The 16696-nt window shown below is 62.5% G+C and carries 14 protein-coding genes; 12 read left to right on the top strand and 2 right to left on the bottom strand.

Translation table 11 applies throughout. The annotated features are described in order from the left end of the window. Positions 1-86: 86 nt before the first annotated feature. The 3 genes from G7045_RS14890 to G7045_RS06005 are packed head-to-tail and all read left to right on the top strand — an operon-like array spanning position 87 to position 3035. Positions 87-854 (top strand): endonuclease domain-containing protein, encoded by a 768-nt coding sequence (locus G7045_RS14890; protein ID WP_370521759.1) that lies wholly within the window; start codon positions 87-89, stop codon positions 852-854. Next, positions 851-2122, top strand: a complete 1272-nt coding sequence (locus tag G7045_RS06010) for a PrpF domain-containing protein (RefSeq protein WP_166158693.1) — start codon at positions 851-853, stop codon at positions 2120-2122. The genes G7045_RS14890 and G7045_RS06010 overlap by 4 nt, the downstream gene beginning before the upstream one ends. 52 nt (positions 2123-2174) lie before the next feature. Further along, positions 2175-3035 carry an oxaloacetate decarboxylase gene (locus G7045_RS06005; protein WP_166158690.1) on the top strand — a complete coding sequence of 287 codons (861 nt, stop codon included), beginning with the start codon at positions 2175-2177 and terminating at the stop codon, positions 3033-3035. Between the two features lie 25 nt (positions 3036-3060). On the opposite strand, the gene cycA is transcribed toward G7045_RS06005, so the two are convergent. Continuing rightward, positions 3061-4494, bottom strand: coding sequence for a D-serine/D-alanine/glycine transporter (gene cycA, locus G7045_RS06000; RefSeq protein WP_166158688.1), 1434 nt, complete (start codon positions 4492-4494; stop codon positions 3061-3063). 86 nt (positions 4495-4580) lie between these two features. Further along, positions 4581-5471, bottom strand: coding sequence for a LysR family transcriptional regulator (locus tag G7045_RS05995; RefSeq protein ID WP_166158685.1), 891 nt, complete (start codon positions 5469-5471; stop codon positions 4581-4583). A 147-nt stretch (positions 5472-5618) separates the two neighbouring features. On the opposite strand from G7045_RS05995, the gene G7045_RS05990 reads away from it, so the two are divergent. The 9 genes from G7045_RS05990 (at position 5619) to G7045_RS05950 (ending at position 16683) form a co-directional block, all read left to right on the top strand. Beyond that, a complete protein-coding gene (locus G7045_RS05990; RefSeq protein WP_166158682.1) occupies positions 5619-7124 on the top strand; it encodes a CoA-acylating methylmalonate-semialdehyde dehydrogenase in 1506 nt (501 codons plus the stop codon). Positions 7125-7206: 82 nt separating this feature from the next. After that, on the top strand, positions 7207-8367 hold the full coding sequence (locus G7045_RS05985; protein ID WP_166158679.1) for an acyl-CoA dehydrogenase family protein: 1161 nt from the start codon (positions 7207-7209) through the stop codon (positions 8365-8367). Positions 8368-8495: 128 nt separating this feature from the next. Beyond that, a complete protein-coding gene (gene mmsB / locus G7045_RS05980) occupies positions 8496-9392 on the top strand; it encodes a 3-hydroxyisobutyrate dehydrogenase (protein ID WP_166158676.1) in 897 nt (298 codons plus the stop codon). A gap of 262 nt (positions 9393-9654) precedes the next feature. Next, positions 9655-10572: an NAD(P)-dependent oxidoreductase gene (locus G7045_RS05975; protein ID WP_166158673.1), complete on the top strand. Its 918-nt coding sequence runs from the start codon at positions 9655-9657 to the stop codon at positions 10570-10572. Between the two features lie 7 nt (positions 10573-10579). Next, complete coding sequence (locus tag G7045_RS05970) at positions 10580-11554, top strand: GDP-mannose 4,6-dehydratase (protein WP_166158670.1); 975 nt, start codon at positions 10580-10582, stop codon at positions 11552-11554. Beyond that, positions 11554-13008 (top strand): mannose-1-phosphate guanylyltransferase/mannose-6-phosphate isomerase, encoded by a 1455-nt coding sequence (locus G7045_RS05965; protein WP_166158667.1) that lies wholly within the window; start codon positions 11554-11556, stop codon positions 13006-13008. Before G7045_RS05970 ends, G7045_RS05965 begins: the two co-directional genes overlap by 1 nt. Before the next feature lie 9 nt (positions 13009-13017). Then, the gene (locus G7045_RS05960) at positions 13018-14421 is read left to right on the top strand and encodes a glycosyltransferase family 1 protein (RefSeq protein ID WP_205737213.1); all 1404 of its coding nucleotides are present in this window, start codon (positions 13018-13020) and stop codon (positions 14419-14421) included. Continuing rightward, positions 14405-15541 (top strand): glycosyltransferase family 1 protein, encoded by a 1137-nt coding sequence (locus G7045_RS05955; RefSeq protein ID WP_166158664.1) that lies wholly within the window; start codon positions 14405-14407, stop codon positions 15539-15541. The genes G7045_RS05960 and G7045_RS05955 overlap by 17 nt, the downstream gene beginning before the upstream one ends. After that, on the top strand, positions 15541-16683 hold the full coding sequence (locus G7045_RS05950; protein ID WP_166158661.1) for a glycosyltransferase family 4 protein: 1143 nt from the start codon (positions 15541-15543) through the stop codon (positions 16681-16683). The genes G7045_RS05955 and G7045_RS05950 overlap by 1 nt, the downstream gene beginning before the upstream one ends. Positions 16684-16696 lie beyond the last annotated feature (13 nt).

Here is a 16696-nt window from a genome sequence, read left to right as displayed (position 1 = left end):
ATTCACCCCTCTCCCCAACCCTCTCCCGCAAGGGGAGAGGGAGTGCAAACCAGCGCTAAACAAGCGTTGTGCGCTATCAAAAAAAGATGTGTGCATACATAAGCCCGCAAGGGGAGAGGGAGTGCAAACCAGCGCTAAACAAGCGTTGTGCGCTATCAAAAAAAGATGTGTGCATACATAAGCCCGCAAGGGGAGAGGGGCCAAGACAGAAAGCAGCAACTCCCCTCGCCGTTTGCGGGAGAGGGGTCAAAATTCACAGCATTCGCAACTCCCCTCTCCCCTTGCGGGAGAGGGGCTGGGGGAGAGGGGGCCCATCCATGCACCAACGCGACTTCGCCAAAACCCTGCGCCAAACCATGACGGACGCCGAACAACGCCTGTGGAAGCACCTGCGCGCCCACCGTCTGGACGGCCAAAAATTCCGCCGCCAGCACCCCATAGGCCCGTATGTCGTGGATTTTGTGCATTTCGGCGCCCGTCTCATCGTGGAAGCCGATGGTGGCCAGCATGGCGAATCGCTGCACGACCAGGCCCGCGATGCCTGGCTGCGCAGCCAGGGTTTTGCGGTGCTGCGCTTTTGGAACAACGACATCCTGCTGCATACCGATGGGGTGCTGGAAAGCATTTGGGCGGCGTTGAGGGCTGCCGACCCCTCTCCCCCGGCCCCTCTCCCGCAAGGGGAGAGGGGGGCAACAGCCGCCCTAACCCATCCCCCTCTCCCACAAGGGGAGAGGGGGGCAACAGCCGCCCTCATCCACCCTCCTCTATCGCAAGTTACAACCCCCACTTCCCCGCATCCTCTCCCCTCTCCCCTTGCGGGAGAGGGGCCGGGGGAGAGGGGACAACAACCATGACCCACCCACTCAAAATCCCCGCCACCTATATGCGCGGCGGCACCAGCAAGGGCGTGTTCTTTCGCCTGCAAGACCTGCCCGCAAGCTGCCAAACCCCGTGCCGCGCACGCGATAAGCTGCTGCAGCGCGTGATCGGCAGCCCCGACCCCTACGGCGCGCAGATCGACGGCATGGGCGGGGCCACGTCCAGCACCAGCAAATGCGTCATCCTGAGCCCAAGCCAGCGCCCCGGGCACGATGTGGACTACCTCTACGGCCAGGTGTCGATTGACCAGGACCTGGTGGACTGGAGCGGCAACTGCGGCAACCTCTCCACTGCTGCCGGGGCGTTCGCCATTCACGCGGGCCTGGTCGATGCCAGCCGCATCCCAAGCGACGACGTGTGTGTGGTGCGCATCTGGCAGGCGAACATCGGCAAAACCATCATCGCCCATGTGCCGATCACGGGCGGGCAGGTGCAGGAGGCGGGGGATTTTGAGCTGGACGGCGTCACCTTCCCTGCCGCCGAAATCGTGCTGGAGTTCATCGACCCGTCGGACGATGGCAAGGACGGTGGGGCAACCTCGCCAGCGTCGGGCCGCCCCAAGCTGGCGAGCGCCCCCTCGGGGGGCAGCGAACCACACGCAGTGGGAAGCGTGGGGGCACTATTTCCTACCGGCAACCTGGTTGATGACCTGGAGGTGCCGGGCGTTGGTACGTTCAAAGCCACGATGATCAGCGCCGGCATCCCCACCGTGTTCGTCAACGCGGCCGACATCGGCTACCAGGGAACCGAGCTGCGCCAGGACATCAACAACGACCCGGCGCAGCTGGCGCGCTTGGAAAAAATCCGCATCGCCGGTGCGCTGCGCATGGGCCTGATCCAGACGCCCGAGGAGGCGGCAGCGCGCCAGCACACGCCAAAACTAGCCTTCGTCAGCCCGCCCAAGGATTACACCGCCGCCAGCGGCAAGGCGATTGCAGCGGGCGAGGTGGATTTGCTGGTGCGGGCGCTTTCCATGGGCAAGCTGCACCACGCCATGATGGGCACCTGCGCCGTCGCCATCGCCACGGCGGCGGCCATTGACGGCACGCTGGTGAACCTGGCAGCGGGCGGCGGCCAGCGCCAGGCGGTGCGTTTTGGCCACCCCTCGGGCACCTTGCGCGTGGGCGCCGAGGCCCAGCAGGTCGATGGTGCATGGCAAGTCACCAAGGCGGTGATGAGCCGCAGCGCCCGCATCCTGATGCAGGGCTGGGTGTACGTGCCTTCAGATCAAATCGGCCTCTAACCCTTGCCAATCCAGCGCAAGCAGCTATCCATTCAATAGCATGACAACAACCATGAACACCAAACAGCAACTCAAGCAACTCGTGCAGGCGCGCAGTGGCCTGCTCGTGCCCGGCGCGTTCAACGCGCTCTCGGCCCGCATCGTGCAAGACCTGGGCTTTGAGGCCCTCTACATCACCGGCGCGGGCGTGACCAATATGTGGTTCGGTATGCCCGACCAGGGCTTCATGGGCCTGCACGAGATCACCGAGCACACGGCGCGCATCCGCGATGCGGTGGGGCTGCCGCTGATCGTGGACGCCGACACCGGCTTTGGCAACGCGCTCAACGTCTATCACACGGTGCGCACCTTGGAGCGTGCCGGGGCCGACTGCATTCAGCTCGAAGACCAGGTGGCGCCCAAGCGCTGCGGGCATTTCAACGGCAAGGACGTGATTTCGACCGAGGAAGCGGTGGACAAAATCAAGGCCGCCGTCGATGCCCGGCAGGACAGCGATTTGCTCATCCTGGCGCGCACCGACGCCGCCGCCACGCACGGTTTTGAGGCCGCCGTGGAGCGCGCGCAAAAATTTGCCGAGGCGGGGGCGGATATTTTGTTCGTCGAGGCCGTGACGCAGGCCGAAGAAGTGCGCCAGCTACCCCAACGGCTGCAGACGCCGCAATTGATGAACATGGTGATTGGCGGCAAAACGCCCCTGTTCAGCGCGCAGGAGCTGGGCGCGCTCGGCTTTGGCATCGTGCTCTACGCCAACGCTGCGCTGCAAGGCGCGGTGCTGGGGATGCAACAGGCGCTGACCACGCTGCGCGAAACCCAGCAACTGACCGAGGGCAGCGGCCTGGTGGCGTCGTTTGCCGAGCGCCAGCGCCTGGTGGGCAAGCCCGGCTGGGATGCGCTGGAGCAGCGCTACCGCTGACCGGCGCCCGCGCCGCTCCCCATCATCAAGCCTGGCCCAGGGCCGTGCCTTGGGCCGCTGCCTGTGCGGCACGCTGGCGGCGCCGCACGCGCCAGCCCAGGGCCAGCAGCACGAACCAGACCGGGGTGGCAATGAGTGCCTGGCGCGTGTCGGCCTCGAAGGTCAGCAGCACCAGGATGGCGGCAAAGAACGCCAGGCAGGCCCAGCACATGGCGACGCCGCCGGGCATTTTGTAGATCGAGGCCGTGTGCAGCTGCGGGCGCTGGCGGCGGTAGGCGATATAGGACAGCAAAATCAGCGACCACACGACCATGAACAGGATGGCCGAGACCGTGGTCACCAGGGTGAAGGCTTCGACCAGATCGGGAATGACCCACATCAGGAACGCGCCCAGCAGCAAGCAGGTGCAGGAAAAAACCAGGCCGCGCGAGGGCACGCTGGCGCGCGAGAGCTGGTGGAACCACTGCGGCGCATCGCCCTTGAGCGCCAGGCCGTAGAGCATCCGGCTGGTAGAGAACACGCCGCTGTTGGCCGACGAGGCCGCCGAGGTCAGGACGACGAAGTTGATGACCCCGGCCGCCGCCGGCAGGCCGGCAAGCACGAACAGTTCGACGAACGGGCTCTTGGCCGGCACGACCTCGCGCCAGGGCGTCACGGCCATGATGGCAACCAGGGCGCAGACGTAAAAAATGATGATGCGCAGCGGAATCGAGTTGATGGCGCGCGGCAGGGTGCGCTCGGGGTCCTTGGCCTCGGCCGCCGTGGTGCCCACCAGCTCGATGCCGACGAAGGCGAACACCGCAATCTGGAAGCCGGCAAAAAAGCCCATGGCGCCATGCGGGAACATGCCGCCGTCGTTCCACAGGTGGGCCAGGCTGGCGCGCTGCCCGTTGGGGGCGGTAAAGCCGGTGCTGACCATGTAGATGCCCATGCCCACCAGGCTGACGATGGCGACGATCTTGATGAGCGCGAACCAAAATTCAATCTCGCCAAAGAGCTTGACGGTGAGCAGGTTCAGCCCCAGCAGCAGGCCGACGCAGGCCAGCGCCGGCGCCCACTGCGGCAGGTTCGGGGCCCAGAACTGGGCGTAGGCCGAGATCGCGATCACATCCGCAATGCCGGTGATGATCCAGCAGAACCAGTACGTCCAGCCGGTAACGAAGCCGGCCCAGGGGCCGAGCAGGTCGGCCGCAAAGTCGATGAACGAGCGGTATTGCAGGTTCGACAGCAGCAGCTCGCCCATGGCGCGCATGACGAAGAACACCATCACGCCGATGATGGCGTACACGAAGACGATGGAGGGCCCCGCCAGGCTGATGGTCTTGCCCGAGCCCATGAACAGGCCGGTGCCAATGGCGCCGCCAATGGCGATCAGCTGGATGTGGCGGTTGGTCAGGTTGCGCTGCAGGTCGTCATGGCCGGCAGTGGGCGCAGTCGAGGTGGGGGCCTTGGGGGTCATAAGCGGCGGACGCAGGGTGAAAGCCCACGAGCATAAACCAATGCGCACCCCGCATAAGGGATAACCCGGTTGCTCCGTCTCCGTAGTTACCCTGGGGATAAGCGTTGCACCTCGTGCTGCACCACCTCTTTCAAAAAGGCCCAGACGGCTTGCACTGGCGCCTGATGTTTAGCCTCGGCGGCCATGCTCATCCAGAAGGTACGGGTAAAGCGGGCCTCTGCGGGTAGCACCCGGGCCAAGGTAGGGTCGCGGTCGGCCAGAAAGGCAGGTAGCACCGCAAGCCCGGCGCCGGCGCGCACGGCCTCGTACTGCGCCGTGACGCTGGTGCTGCGCAGGGCAAAGCGCTCGGGCGGGCACAGCTGGGCGATGAACTGCAGCTCCTTGGTGAACAGCAGGTCGTCCACGTAGCTGATGAAATCGTGCTGGCGCAGGTCTTCGCGGCGCGTGACCAGCGGGCGGCGCGCCAGGTACTGGCGCTCGCCGTAGAGGTAGAGCTGGTAGTCGGCCAGGCGCGTGACGATCACGCTGCCGCGCTGCGGGCGTTCGAGCGAGAGCACGATGTCGGCCTCGCGCCGCGACAGCTGCAGCAGGCGCGGCAGGGCCAGCAGGTCGATCGACAGGTGCGGGTGGCGCTGCGTCAGGCGCGCCAGGTGCGGCGCCAGCACCAGGGTGCCAAAGCCTTCGGTTGCGCCCACGCGCACCAGGCCCGAGGGGCCGTCGCTGCGGCGCGGCGCCAGCTGCGGCGCGGCCAGCCAGGCGGCCTCCATGGCCTGGGCGGCGGGCAGCAGCGCACGCCCGGTCTCGCTCAGGCGGTGGCCGTCGGTCTCGCGTGCAAACAGCGGCGCCCCCAGCTCGCGCTCGAGCGCCTGGATGCGCCGCGCCACCGTGCTGTGCTCCACCCCCAGGCGCCGCGCCGCCCCGGCCAGGGTGCGGGTGCGCGCCAGCTCCAGAAAGTAGCGCAGGTTGTCCCAGTCCATGGGCCTCCTCGTGTATGCAGTTGGATAGATCGCCTTGGTGTGCAAATTTGCCAAGGTAAGTTGCGAGTTTAGCTATTGCATCGGCAATTTCGCACACCTACCATGGGCGCAGAAATTTTCCCCCTACCTTCTCAGGAGACACTCACCATGGGCACCCCGCTTCCTACCGTCAAGCTGCTGATCAACGGCGAATGGGTTGAATCCCGCACCACGCAATGGCGCGACGTGGTCAACCCGGCCACGCAGGAGGTGCTCGCGCGCGTGCCTTTTGCCACGCCCGACGAGGTCAACGCCGCCGTGGCCAGCGCCCAGGCGGCGTTCAAAACCTGGCGCAAGACGCCGATTGGCACGCGTGCACGCATCTTCTTGAAGCTCCAGCAGCTCATCCGCGAGAACATGAAGGAGCTGGCCGCCCTCCTGACGGCCGAGCAGGGCAAGACCCTGCCCGACGCCGAGGGCGACGTGTTCCGGGGCCTGGAGGTGGTGGAGCACGCCGCTGCCATCGGCAACCTGCAGCTGGGCGAACTGGCGAACAACGTGGCCAACGGCGTCGATACCTACACCGTGATGCAGCCGCTGGGCGTGTGCGCCGGCATCACGCCGTTCAACTTCCCGGCCATGATCCCGCTGTGGATGTTCCCCATGGCGATTGCCACCGGCAACACCTTTGTCTTGAAGCCCTCCGAGCAGGACCCGCTGGTGACCATGCGCCTGTGCGCGTTGGCGCTCGAAGCGGGCATTCCGCCGGGCGTGCTCAACGTCGTGCACGGTGGTGAGGACGTGGTCAACGCCATCTGCGATCACAAGGACATCAAGGCGATTTCCTTCGTCGGCTCCACCCGCGTGGGCACCCATGTGTACAACCGCGCCAGCCTTGCCGGTAAGCGCGTGCAGTGCATGATGGGGGCGAAGAACCACGCCATCGTCATGCCCGATGCGAACAAGGAGCAGTCGCTCAACGCGCTGGTGGGGGCCTCGTTCGGCGCTGCCGGCCAGCGCTGCATGGCGATTTCGGTGGCGGTGCTGGTGGGCGAGGCGCAAAAGTGGATTCCCGATTTTGTCGCCAAGGCCCAGTCGCTCAAGGTCTCGGCCGGTACCACGCCGGGGGCGGACGTGGGGCCGGTGATCTCCTGCGCCGCACGCGAGCGCGTCGAGGGCCTGATCGCCAAGGGCGTGGAGCAAGGCGCCAGCCTCGAACTCGATGGCCGCAAGCCGCAGGTGGCCGGTTTTGAGCAGGGCAACTTCGTCGGCCCGACGATTTTCAGCGGCGTCAAGCCCGGCATGGCGATCTACGAGCAAGAGATTTTCGGCCCCGTGCTGTGCCTGGTGGGCGCCGACGACCTGGAGCAGGCGATTGACTTCATCAACGCCAACCCCAACGGCAACGGCACGGCCATCTTCACGCAAAGCGGCGCGGCGGCGCGCATGTTCCAGGAGGACATCGACGTCGGCCAGGTGGGCATCAACGTGCCCGTGCCCGTGCCCGTGCCGCTGTTCTCCTTCAGTGGCAGCCGCGCCTCCAAGCTCGGCGACCTGGGGCCGTACGGCAAGCAGGTGGTGCTGTTCTACACCCAGACCAAGACCGTGACGGCGCGCTGGTTTGACGACAGCACGCTGCACCACGGGGTGAACACCACCATCAGCCTGAAGTGAGGGTCAATAAGACTAAAAATAGCTGCCAGCGCTTATACAGCAAGCGCCAGCAGCTATAAAAATAATAGTAAGGAGCATTTCCATGGACTTTGAACTGAACGCTGACCAGCGCGCCTTTGCCGACACGGCACGCGCCTTTGCGCAGGCGGAGCTGGCGCCACATGCCGCCCGCTGGGACGAGGAAGGCATTTTTCCCGTGGAAGTCTTTGCCAAGGGCGGCGCCCTGGGCTTTTGCGGCCTGTACGCGCCCGAGGAGATTGGCGGCCTGGCGCTGCCGCGCCTGGACGCCACCTTGGTGTTCGAGGAGCTGGCGGCGGTCGATCCCTCGACGGCGGCGTTTTTCACCATCCACAACATGGCGACCTGGATGGTCGGCACCTGGGGCCAACCGGCGCTGCGCGCCGCCTGGGGCGAGCCGCTGACCAGCGGCCAGAAACTTGCCAGCTACTGCCTGACCGAGCCCGGCAGCGGCTCGGACGCGGCCTCGCTGCAGACACGCGCCGAGCGCGTCGGCGACGAATACGTGCTGCACGGCGGCAAAGCCTTCATCAGCGGCGCGGGCAGCACCGATCTGCTGGTGGTCATGGCGCGCACCGGCGGCCCCGGGGCAGCCGGCGTCAGCGCCCTGGCCGTGCCGGCGCAGCTGCCGGGCATCATCTACGGCAAGAAAGAGCAAAAAATGGGCTGGAACAGCCAGCCCACGCGCCAGATCAGCTTTGACGGCGTGCGCGTGCCCGCCGAGAACCTGCTCGGCCAGGAAGGCGATGGCTTCAAGATGGCGATGAAGGGGCTCGATGGCGGGCGCATCAACATCGCCACCTGCTCGGTGGGTGCCGCACAAGGGGCACTCACCCACGCCCAGCGCTATATGCACGAGCGCAAGCAGTTCGGCAAGCCGATAGCGAGCTTCCAGGCGCTGCAGTTCAAGCTGGCCGACATGGCGACCGAGCTGGTCGCTGCGCGCCAAATGGTGCGCCTGGCCGCCGCCAAGCTCGACGCCGGTGCGCCCGACGCCACCACCTACTGCGCCATGGCCAAGCGCTTTGCCACCGACGCCGGCTTTGCCATCGTCAACGACGCGCTGCAGCTGCACGGCGGCTACGGCTACATCCGCGACTACCCCGTGGAGCGCCTGCTGCGTGACGCGCGCGTGCACCAGATCCTGGAGGGCACGAACGAGATCATGCGCGTCATCATCGCCCGGCGCATGTTGGACGGCGACGCGCCCGACGCCATCCGCTAAGCGGCCTCTATCGGCTCTTTTTACTCTCTTTCCGCTCTCTTTTTGCTCTTTTTTTAATAGCTGCTCGCGCTTGCTAGACAAGCGTTAGCAGCCAAAAACATTCACAACCACCACCCGAGGAGACATCCATGCGCATCGCATTCATCGGACTGGGCCACATGGGCGGCCCCATGGCCCTGAACCTGCACAAAGCCGGCCTGGCCGTGCAGGCGTTCGACCTCAACCCCGACAGCTGCGCCGCCCTGCAAGCCCAGGGCCTGGAGATGGCCGCCAGCGCGCAGGCCGCCGTCGCCGGCGCCGAGGTGGTCATCAGCATGTTGCCCGCCAGCGCCCACGTCGAGGCGCTGTACCTCGGCCGGGGCGGACAGCCGGGCCTGCTCGCCCACATCGGCGCCGGGGCGCTGGTGATCGACAGCTCCACCATCGCCGCCGCCAGCAGCCAGAAAGTGGCACAGGCGGCGCAGGCCGCCGGCATTGCCTTCATCGACGCCCCCGTCTCCGGTGGCGTGGGCGGCGCCGTCGCTGGCACGCTGACCTTTATGGTGGGCGCCAGCGCCCCCAACCTGGAGCGCGCCCGCCCGGTGCTGGAGAAAATGGGGGCCAATATCTTCCACGCGGGCGAAGTCGGCGCTGGGCAAACGGCGAAAATTTGCAACAACATGCTGCTCGCCATCCTCATGATCGGCACCAGCGAAGCCATGGCCCTGGGCGTGGCCCATGGCCTCGACCCCCAGGTGCTGGCCGAAATCATGCGCCGCAGCTCCGGCGGCAACTGGGCCCTTGAAAAATACAACCCCTACCCCGGCGTGCACGAAAACGCCCCCGCCAGCAAAGGCTACAGCGGCGGCTTTGGTACCGATTTGATGCTCAAAGACCTGGGCCTGGCGCAGGAAAGCGCCCTGGCCACCCGCGCCAGCACCCCGCTGGGCGGCCTGGCGCGTGCGCTGTACGCCGCGCACAGCCTGGCCGGGCATGGCGGCGAAGATTTTTCCAGCGTCATCAAACTGGTGCAGGGACACGATTGATGTGTGGCGCTGGTTACAAACCAGCGCGTTCCATCTTTAGAGAGCCACATCGAAAGACTTTCTCCCCAGGCAAAAACCCGCTTGACGCCCTCCTGGGCGGTGCCAAGAATGCGCCTAACCCGAAACTTACAAACCTGTCTGTTTCGAGAATAAAAACAAAGCCATCACACCGTCCCCAGGAGACTCATACTGTGCCCCGCTTGCTCCCGCACCGCATTTCATACCATCGCCCGCCCCTGATCACCCCCGTGGGAGCAGGCCTGTGCGCCGGCTGCTAGTTACCGGGCAAAACGGGTTCGTCGGTCACCATCTCCAAGCCGCCCTGGCTGCCGGCCAATACCCTGGCTGGAACCTGATCGCACACCAGGCCCACGACCTGCTGCAGCCATCCAGCCTGGACGCCTGGTTGCAGCAGCAGCCAGACGGCGGCATTGATGCCGTCATTCACCTGGCCGGGCAAACCTTCGTTCCCGCCGCCTTCAACGATCCTGAGCACACGCTGCAGGTCAACCTGCTGGGCACCCTGCACCTGCTGAAGGCGCTCAAGCGGCACGGCTTTGCCGGCACGTTCTTGTACGTCAGCTCCGGCGACGTCTACGGCCAGGTGGCGCCGGAGCACTTGCCCATCAGCGAAACCCTGGCGCCCCAGCCGCGCAACCCCTACGCCGTGAGCAAAGTCGCAGCCGAGCTGCTGTGCCTGCAATGGGGGCTGACCGAGCCCGGCTGGCGCGTGCTGGTGGCGCGGCCCTTCAACCACATCGGCACCGGCCAGGCGGCGAGCTTTGTGCTCTCCAACATGGCGCAGCAGCTGCAGCAGATTCGCCAGGGCCGACAGGCACCGGTGCTGCAGGTCGGTGACGTGGACGTGACGCGCGACTTTCTCGCCGTGGACGACGTCATTGCCGCCTACTTTGCCCTGCTCGCCCAGGGGCAGGCCGGGGAAATCTACAACGTCTGCTCCGGCCACGAGCGCCTTGTGCGCGACCTGATTACCCACATGGCTCTACAGGCCGACCTGGAAGTTCGCTTGGAGCAAGATGCACAACGTCTGCGCCGTGCCGAACAACGCCGCGTTGTCGGCAACAACCACAAATTGCAAGCGCACACCGGCTGGCAGCCCCGCCATGACCTGCGTACCACCTTGCATGCTGTTTTCCATGATTGGCAAGAGAGAGAGTGATAGAACCATGCAGAAAAATGCTCTGATTACCGGTGTAACCGGCCAAGACGGCGCGTACCTGGCCCAGCTACTGCTGCAAAAAGGCTACCAAGTCTATGGACTGACGGCACGCCGCAGCTCCGACACCCACTGGCGCCTGCGCGAGCTCGGCATCGAGAAAGACATTCACTACCTCGACGGCGATTTGGCCGACGCCTGCTCCATCCAGCGCGCCGTCACCAAGGCGGCGCCGCATGAGGTTTACAACCTGGGGGCGCAAAGCTTTGTCGGCGCGTCCTGGAACCAGCCCGTGACCACCGGCATCGTCGATGGCCTGGGCGTGACGCATCTGCTCGAAGCGATTCGTCAGTTTGCGCCCGAAACCCGGTTCTACCAGGCCTCGACGAGCGAGATGTTCGGCCTCATCCAGGCCGAGCGCCAGGATGAAAACACGCCGTTCTACCCACGCAGCCCCTACGGCGTGGCCAAACTCTACGGCCACTGGATCACCGTCAACTACCGCGAAAGCTTCCAGTTGCACGCCTCCAGCGGCATTTTGTTCAACCACGAATCGCCCCTGCGCGGCATCGAATTCGTCACCCGCAAGGTGACCGACGCCGTCGCCCGCATCAAGCACGGGCTGCAAAAAGAGCTGCGCCTGGGCAACATCGACGCCAAGCGCGACTGGGGCTTTGCCGGCGACTATGTGCAGGCCATGTGGTTGATGCTGCAACAAGAGCGCGCCGATGATTACGTCGTCGCCACCGGTACCACCACCACCGTGCGCGACATGTGCCAGCTGGCGTTCGAGCACGTGGGACTGAACTACCAGGACTACGTCGTCATCGACCCGGCATTCTTTCGCCCGGCCGAAGTGGACGTGCTGCTGGGCAACCCGGCCAAGGCAGCGCGCCAGCTGGGCTGGCGGCCGACGACCGACCTGGTGCAACTGATCACGATGATGGTCGATGCCGATATGCGCCGGGTGCGCAAGGAGCTGTAATGGCCACGCTCGTCCCTGTCATCCTCTCCGGCGGCGCCGGCACGCGCCTGTGGCCAGTGTCGCGCGAGGGCTATCCCAAACCTTTCTTGCGCCTGCCCGACGGCCAATCCCTGCTGCTCAAAACCTACCAGCGCGCCGCCGCCTTGCTGCCCGATGGGGGCGACATTCTGACGGTCACGAACCGCGAGCATTTCTTTGCCAGCCGCGACCATTTCCAGGAAGCCCACCTGGGCGCACAGTATCAGCCCTACTTCCTGCTCGAACCGGTGGGCCGTAACACCGCCGCTGCCATTGCCTGCGCCGCCTTGGCCGTACAGGCCCGGCATGGCGATGACGCTATTCTGGTCGTCATGGCTGCCGATCATTTGATTTCCGATCTGACAGCATTTGAACAAGCCACAGCGCACGCCACACAACTGGCCCAGCATGGGTATCTGGTGACCTACGGCATCCAACCCACAGGCCCTGAAACTGGTTTTGGCTACATTGAAGCGGGCGCGAACCTAGATGAACAAGGCGGTCGTCAGGTACGGCGGTTTGTCGAAAAGCCCGACGCAGCAACGGCCCAGCAATACCTTGACAGCGGACGTTTTTTATGGAATTCAGGCATGTTTTGCTTCAGTGTCAGCACGCTGCTGGCGCAAATGCAGCTCCACGCCCCAGAGATCCTGACCCAAGCACTGACTTGTATGCAGCACAGTCCGGAATCGAGCCATGGTGGCACCTGGACACAAGAGCTTCATTCCCCATCGTTTGAAAAGCTGCCGGATATTTCCATCGACTACGCCGTGATGGAACGCTCGCAGCAGGTCGCCCTGATCCCCGCTCGCTTCGATTGGAGCGACATCGGCTCCTGGACGGCACTGGCGCAGCTCCTCCCCAGTGACGCAGCCCACAACCGGGTTCAAGGAGAGGCCGTGCTGGTGGACACGCACCACACCTACATTCAAGCCGAACACCGGCTGGTAGCCACCGTGGGCGTGGACAACCTGGTGATTGTCGATACTGCCGATGCCCTGCTCGTCGCCCACGCCGACCGGGCACAAGATGTGCGCGAAGTTGCTAAACGCCTTAAAAACAGCCAGCACGAAGCCTACCGCCTGCACCGCACCGTCACCCGTCCCTGGGGCAGCTACACAGTGCTTGAAGAAGGGCCGCGCTTCAAAATCAAGCGCATCAAGGTCAAGCCCGGAGCCTCACTGTCGCTGCAGATGCACCATCACCGCAGCGAGCACTGGGTGGTGGTGCAGGGTATGGCCCGCATCGTCAATGGATGCCCAGAACCACGCTTGGTCAGCACCAATGAATCCACTTTCATTCCCGCAGGCCACCGCCACCGTCTGGAAAACCCCGGTGTCATCGACCTCGTCATCATCGAGGTGCAAAGCGGTGAATATTTAGGCGAAGACGACATTGTGCGCTTTGATGACCAATACGGTCGTATTACTTGCTGAAATAAAATTATGCGTTTGCTGATCGAATGCACCTACGTTTACGAACATCCACAAGACAATTCAGGTATTCAGCGCGTCGTGCGCAACGTCATCAATCATTTACCTGGTGTAAAAACAGATGTCGAATGCATACCAGTCGTAATGCAGAACAACAAGGTTTATCGCATCAACCAACTGCGTCCACTGCGCCCCAGCACGGTACGGACACGTCTGCAAAACTGGCTCTCCGTACAGCATGACCGCCTGGGCCGCCTGCGCAACCGCATCTGGAATTACCGTGCCCGACGTGAACGCAGCGGCGTTTTTTACCAATCCCCGGTACTCAGAGCAGTCCTCACCGGAATTTGTCGCACCCTGGGATTCGGGATTTCCATACCCCAAAAAATACTTTCCTTTATTTCCCTACGGTACGTCGATAAATTCCACATTACCGAGATGAATTGCCAGGCGGGTGATGTCTTGGTATTACTTGATTCATCATGGCACGCTGATTTTTTCTCGGTTGCCGAACGACTGAAGAAAAAAGGTGTGCACATTATTTCAGTGATATACGACCTGATTCCCCTGACGCACCCACAATTTTGCGACGATGGCCTGGTGCGCGTCTTCGATCAATGGTTTTCCTGGATCAGTCAAACCGCTAACGGTTTCATGGCCATTTCGCATACCATCGAACAACAAGTGCGCACCGAAGTCGCCCTGCGCCTAGGGCCAGGGCCTGCCGCCGCACGGTGGTTTGACTACTTTCACCTCGGCAGCGATCTCGACCAGGCCAACCCCGACATCGTCGTGCGACGCGATGTGCGCAAAATGTGCAAGCAGGCCCCGGTTTATCTGATGGTGAGCACCATCGAGCCGCGTAAAAATCATGCCTACTTGCTCGATGCCTTCGAACACGTTTGGACAGAGGACAGCGAGGCGTGCCTGTGCTTTGTCGGCAAAATAGGCTGGAAAACTGAGCAATTGATCGAACGCATACGGCAGCATCCCCAGTTCCAAAAGAAGTTGTTCATGTTCAACGACCTCAACGACCGGGAGTTGGAACACTGCTACACCCACGCACGTTCTCTGGTATTCCCCTCCTATGTTGAAGGCTTTGGCTTGCCCCTGGTGGAAGCCATGCAGCGCGGCTTGCCAGCCATGGCGAGCGACATTCCCGTATTCCGGGAAATTGGCGGCGACAGCATGGTGTATTTTGACCTGGAACAGCCGGAAACATTGGCACGCCTTATTCGCCAGTTTGAAGAATCTGGAAAATTTCCTGCCCCCCGATCCCTGACAGACTGGCAATGGATAAATTGGCAACAGGCCTCACAGCAACTGATCGATAAAATACAGCAGAATCTCACCGCATCAACCACCGCAGCCCCTGCACTTTCCTCCCCCTGGCTGCACGATGAATGTCGCATTTAATACCAGCATTCTGCGCCAACCACGCACGGGCATTGGAGAATATGCCATGCAACTGGTCCAGGCATTGCAAGCAGAGCAGGACATTACCCTCAATTTATTCGACGGTTGGCGCTGGCGCCAGGATTTTTCGCAACCTGCGCAAAACGCCAAACAAAGTATAGTGCCAATATTGAGAAAACACTTGCCAGGCGCATATGCTATGCGCCGTTTTTTGCTGCAACAACGCTTTCAAAATGGTGTCAAAAAACTAAAGCCTACGGTTTATCATGAACCCAGTCTCTGGCCTATGGATTTTGATGGCGCCACGCTCATGACCCTGCACGACTTGACTCACGTGCATTATCCACAAACGCAACCCCGCGAACGGCTACGGGAAATTGAACGTCGCCTACCCAAGGCTTTGGCACAATCGATTCTCATCTTCACAGATTCTACTTTCATTGCCCAAGAGGCGCGCCAGCATTACGCCATCGCAGCCAACAAAATACGTGTCGCCCCCCTGGGCTGCAGCGCACGCTTTCACCCCCGCAGTGCAGCAGTATTACGCCCCCAACTGCAGCGGCTGCAGTTGCACATGCGGCGCTATTTTCTTTGCCTCGGCACACTCGAACCCCGAAAAAACACACTGCTGGCCCTCAACGCCTATTTACGGCTACCACCTGCCATGCGGCAAACCTACCCTCTGCTGCTGGTGGGGCTGCGCGGCTGGGGGCAGGCCGAATGGTCACGTCCGTTGGAGCAAGCCGTCGCCAGCGGCCAGGTGCGTGCGCTCGGCTACCAGGACGACAACACCGTGGCTGCGCTGCTGGCCGGCGCCTGCGCCCTGCTCTTTCCCTCGCGCTACGAAGGATTTGGCCTGCCCGTGCTCGAAGCCATGGCCAGTGCCACCCCCGTCATCACCTGCCGCCGTGGCGCCATTCCGGAAGTGGCAGCAGAAGCCGTCTTGTACGTTGAGCCCGACGACGTCGATGCCTGCCGCCATGCATTAGAAACCATTGCCGAAGACGCCCCCTTGCAACATCGCTTGGCAACAATGGGACTGGAGCGTGCACGCCATTTCAGCTGGGCGCACTGCGCCCAAATCACTGCGGCCGGCTACCGCCAGGCAGAGAGCATGTAATGCGAGTTTTGCACTTGTACAAAACATACTATCCCGACACCATGGGTGGGGTAGAGCAGGCCATTTTTCAAATTTGCCAAAGCTGCAAAATTCATGGGATCGACAGCGAAGTTCTGACCCTGAGTCCCAATCCAAGCCCCCGGCACCTGCCCATTGGATCGCACTGGGTACATCGCTCACAAGAAAATCTGAACATTGCTTCGACTGGATTTTCCCACCGGGTATTTTATAAATTTCGCCGCCTGGCAGAGCAGTGCGACATCATCCACTACCATTTTCCATGGCCCTTCATGGATTTGTTGCATTTTGCTGCAAATATAAAAAAACCCAGCATTATTAGCTATCACTCGGATATTGTGCGCCAAAAAACGTTGTTGCAACTCTACCAGCCATTGATGCACCGTTTCCTCACGGCGGCAGACATGATCGTAGCGGCATCCCCGAACTACCTGGCCAGCAGCAAAATTTTGCACCGTTACCAGCACAAAACACGCATTATCCCCTACGGCCTCGATCGCAACAGCTACCCCGAAGCCAGCCAGGAAGCACTGCAACACTGGCACAGCCGCTATCCGCAGGGATTTTTCCTTTTTGTCGGCGTCATGCGTTATTACAAGGGACTGCACATTCTGCTGGAGGCGTGTAAAAACAGGAACTACCCGGTCGTTATCGTTGGCCAGGGACCGATGGAAAAAAAGTTACGCCAGCAATGCAATGAGCTCCAGCTGAGCAACGTTCATTTCCTTGGCCCACTGCCGGATGGCGATAAGATTGCATTGCTGCAATTGTGCCGGGCGGTGGTTTTTCCTTCGCATTTACGCTCTGAAGCCTTTGGCATTTCCCTGCTCGAAGGCGCCATGTTTGGCAAGCCGATGATATCGAGTGAAATTGGTACCGGCACCACCTATATCAACAGCCACGCACATACCGGCTTCGTTGTTCCACCCAGAGATGCATCGGCCCTGCAGGCCGCAATGGATACGCTTTGGCATGATGACGCTCTGGCACAACGCATGGGCATTGCGGCTGCTGAGCGCTACCAACAATTGTTTACCGCCGATCGCATGGGGCAAATGATGTCCCGTGCCTACCGTGATTTGCACCGACAAGCCCATCCCACGGGCCCCACTGTTCCAGCCTGACGGGGTGGGCCCA

The sequence above is a fragment of the Acidovorax sp. HDW3 genome (assembly GCF_011303755.1).
Lineage (GTDB): Bacteria > Pseudomonadota > Gammaproteobacteria > Burkholderiales > Burkholderiaceae_C > Paenacidovorax.
Note: the sequence above shows the minus strand (reverse complement) of the source record. Positions and strands in the feature narration are given on the sequence as shown.

Coding starts and splice junctions, on each gene's coding strand:
- G7045_RS05950 (WP_166158661.1), top strand. CDS start 15,541: ATGCGAGTTTTGCACTTGTACAAAACATACTATCCCGACACCATGGGT.
- G7045_RS05985 (WP_166158679.1), top strand. CDS start 7,207: ATGGACTTTGAACTGAACGCTGACCAGCGCGCCTTTGCCGACACGGCA.
- G7045_RS05995 (WP_166158685.1), bottom strand. CDS start 5,471: ATGGACTGGGACAACCTGCGCTACTTTCTGGAGCTGGCGCGCACCCGC.
- G7045_RS05990 (WP_166158682.1), top strand. CDS start 5,619: ATGGGCACCCCGCTTCCTACCGTCAAGCTGCTGATCAACGGCGAATGG.
- G7045_RS05960 (WP_205737213.1), top strand. CDS start 13,018: ATGCGTTTGCTGATCGAATGCACCTACGTTTACGAACATCCACAAGAC.
- G7045_RS14890 (WP_370521759.1), top strand. CDS start 87: ATGTGTGCATACATAAGCCCGCAAGGGGAGAGGGAGTGCAAACCAGCG.
- G7045_RS06005 (WP_166158690.1), top strand. CDS start 2,175: ATGAACACCAAACAGCAACTCAAGCAACTCGTGCAGGCGCGCAGTGGC.
- G7045_RS05970 (WP_166158670.1), top strand. CDS start 10,580: ATGCAGAAAAATGCTCTGATTACCGGTGTAACCGGCCAAGACGGCGCG.
- G7045_RS06010 (WP_166158693.1), top strand. CDS start 851: ATGACCCACCCACTCAAAATCCCCGCCACCTATATGCGCGGCGGCACC.
- G7045_RS05965 (WP_166158667.1), top strand. CDS start 11,554: ATGGCCACGCTCGTCCCTGTCATCCTCTCCGGCGGCGCCGGCACGCGC.
- cycA (WP_166158688.1), bottom strand. CDS start 4,494: ATGACCCCCAAGGCCCCCACCTCGACTGCGCCCACTGCCGGCCATGAC.
- mmsB (WP_166158676.1), top strand. CDS start 8,496: ATGCGCATCGCATTCATCGGACTGGGCCACATGGGCGGCCCCATGGCC.
- G7045_RS05955 (WP_166158664.1), top strand. CDS start 14,405: ATGAATGTCGCATTTAATACCAGCATTCTGCGCCAACCACGCACGGGC.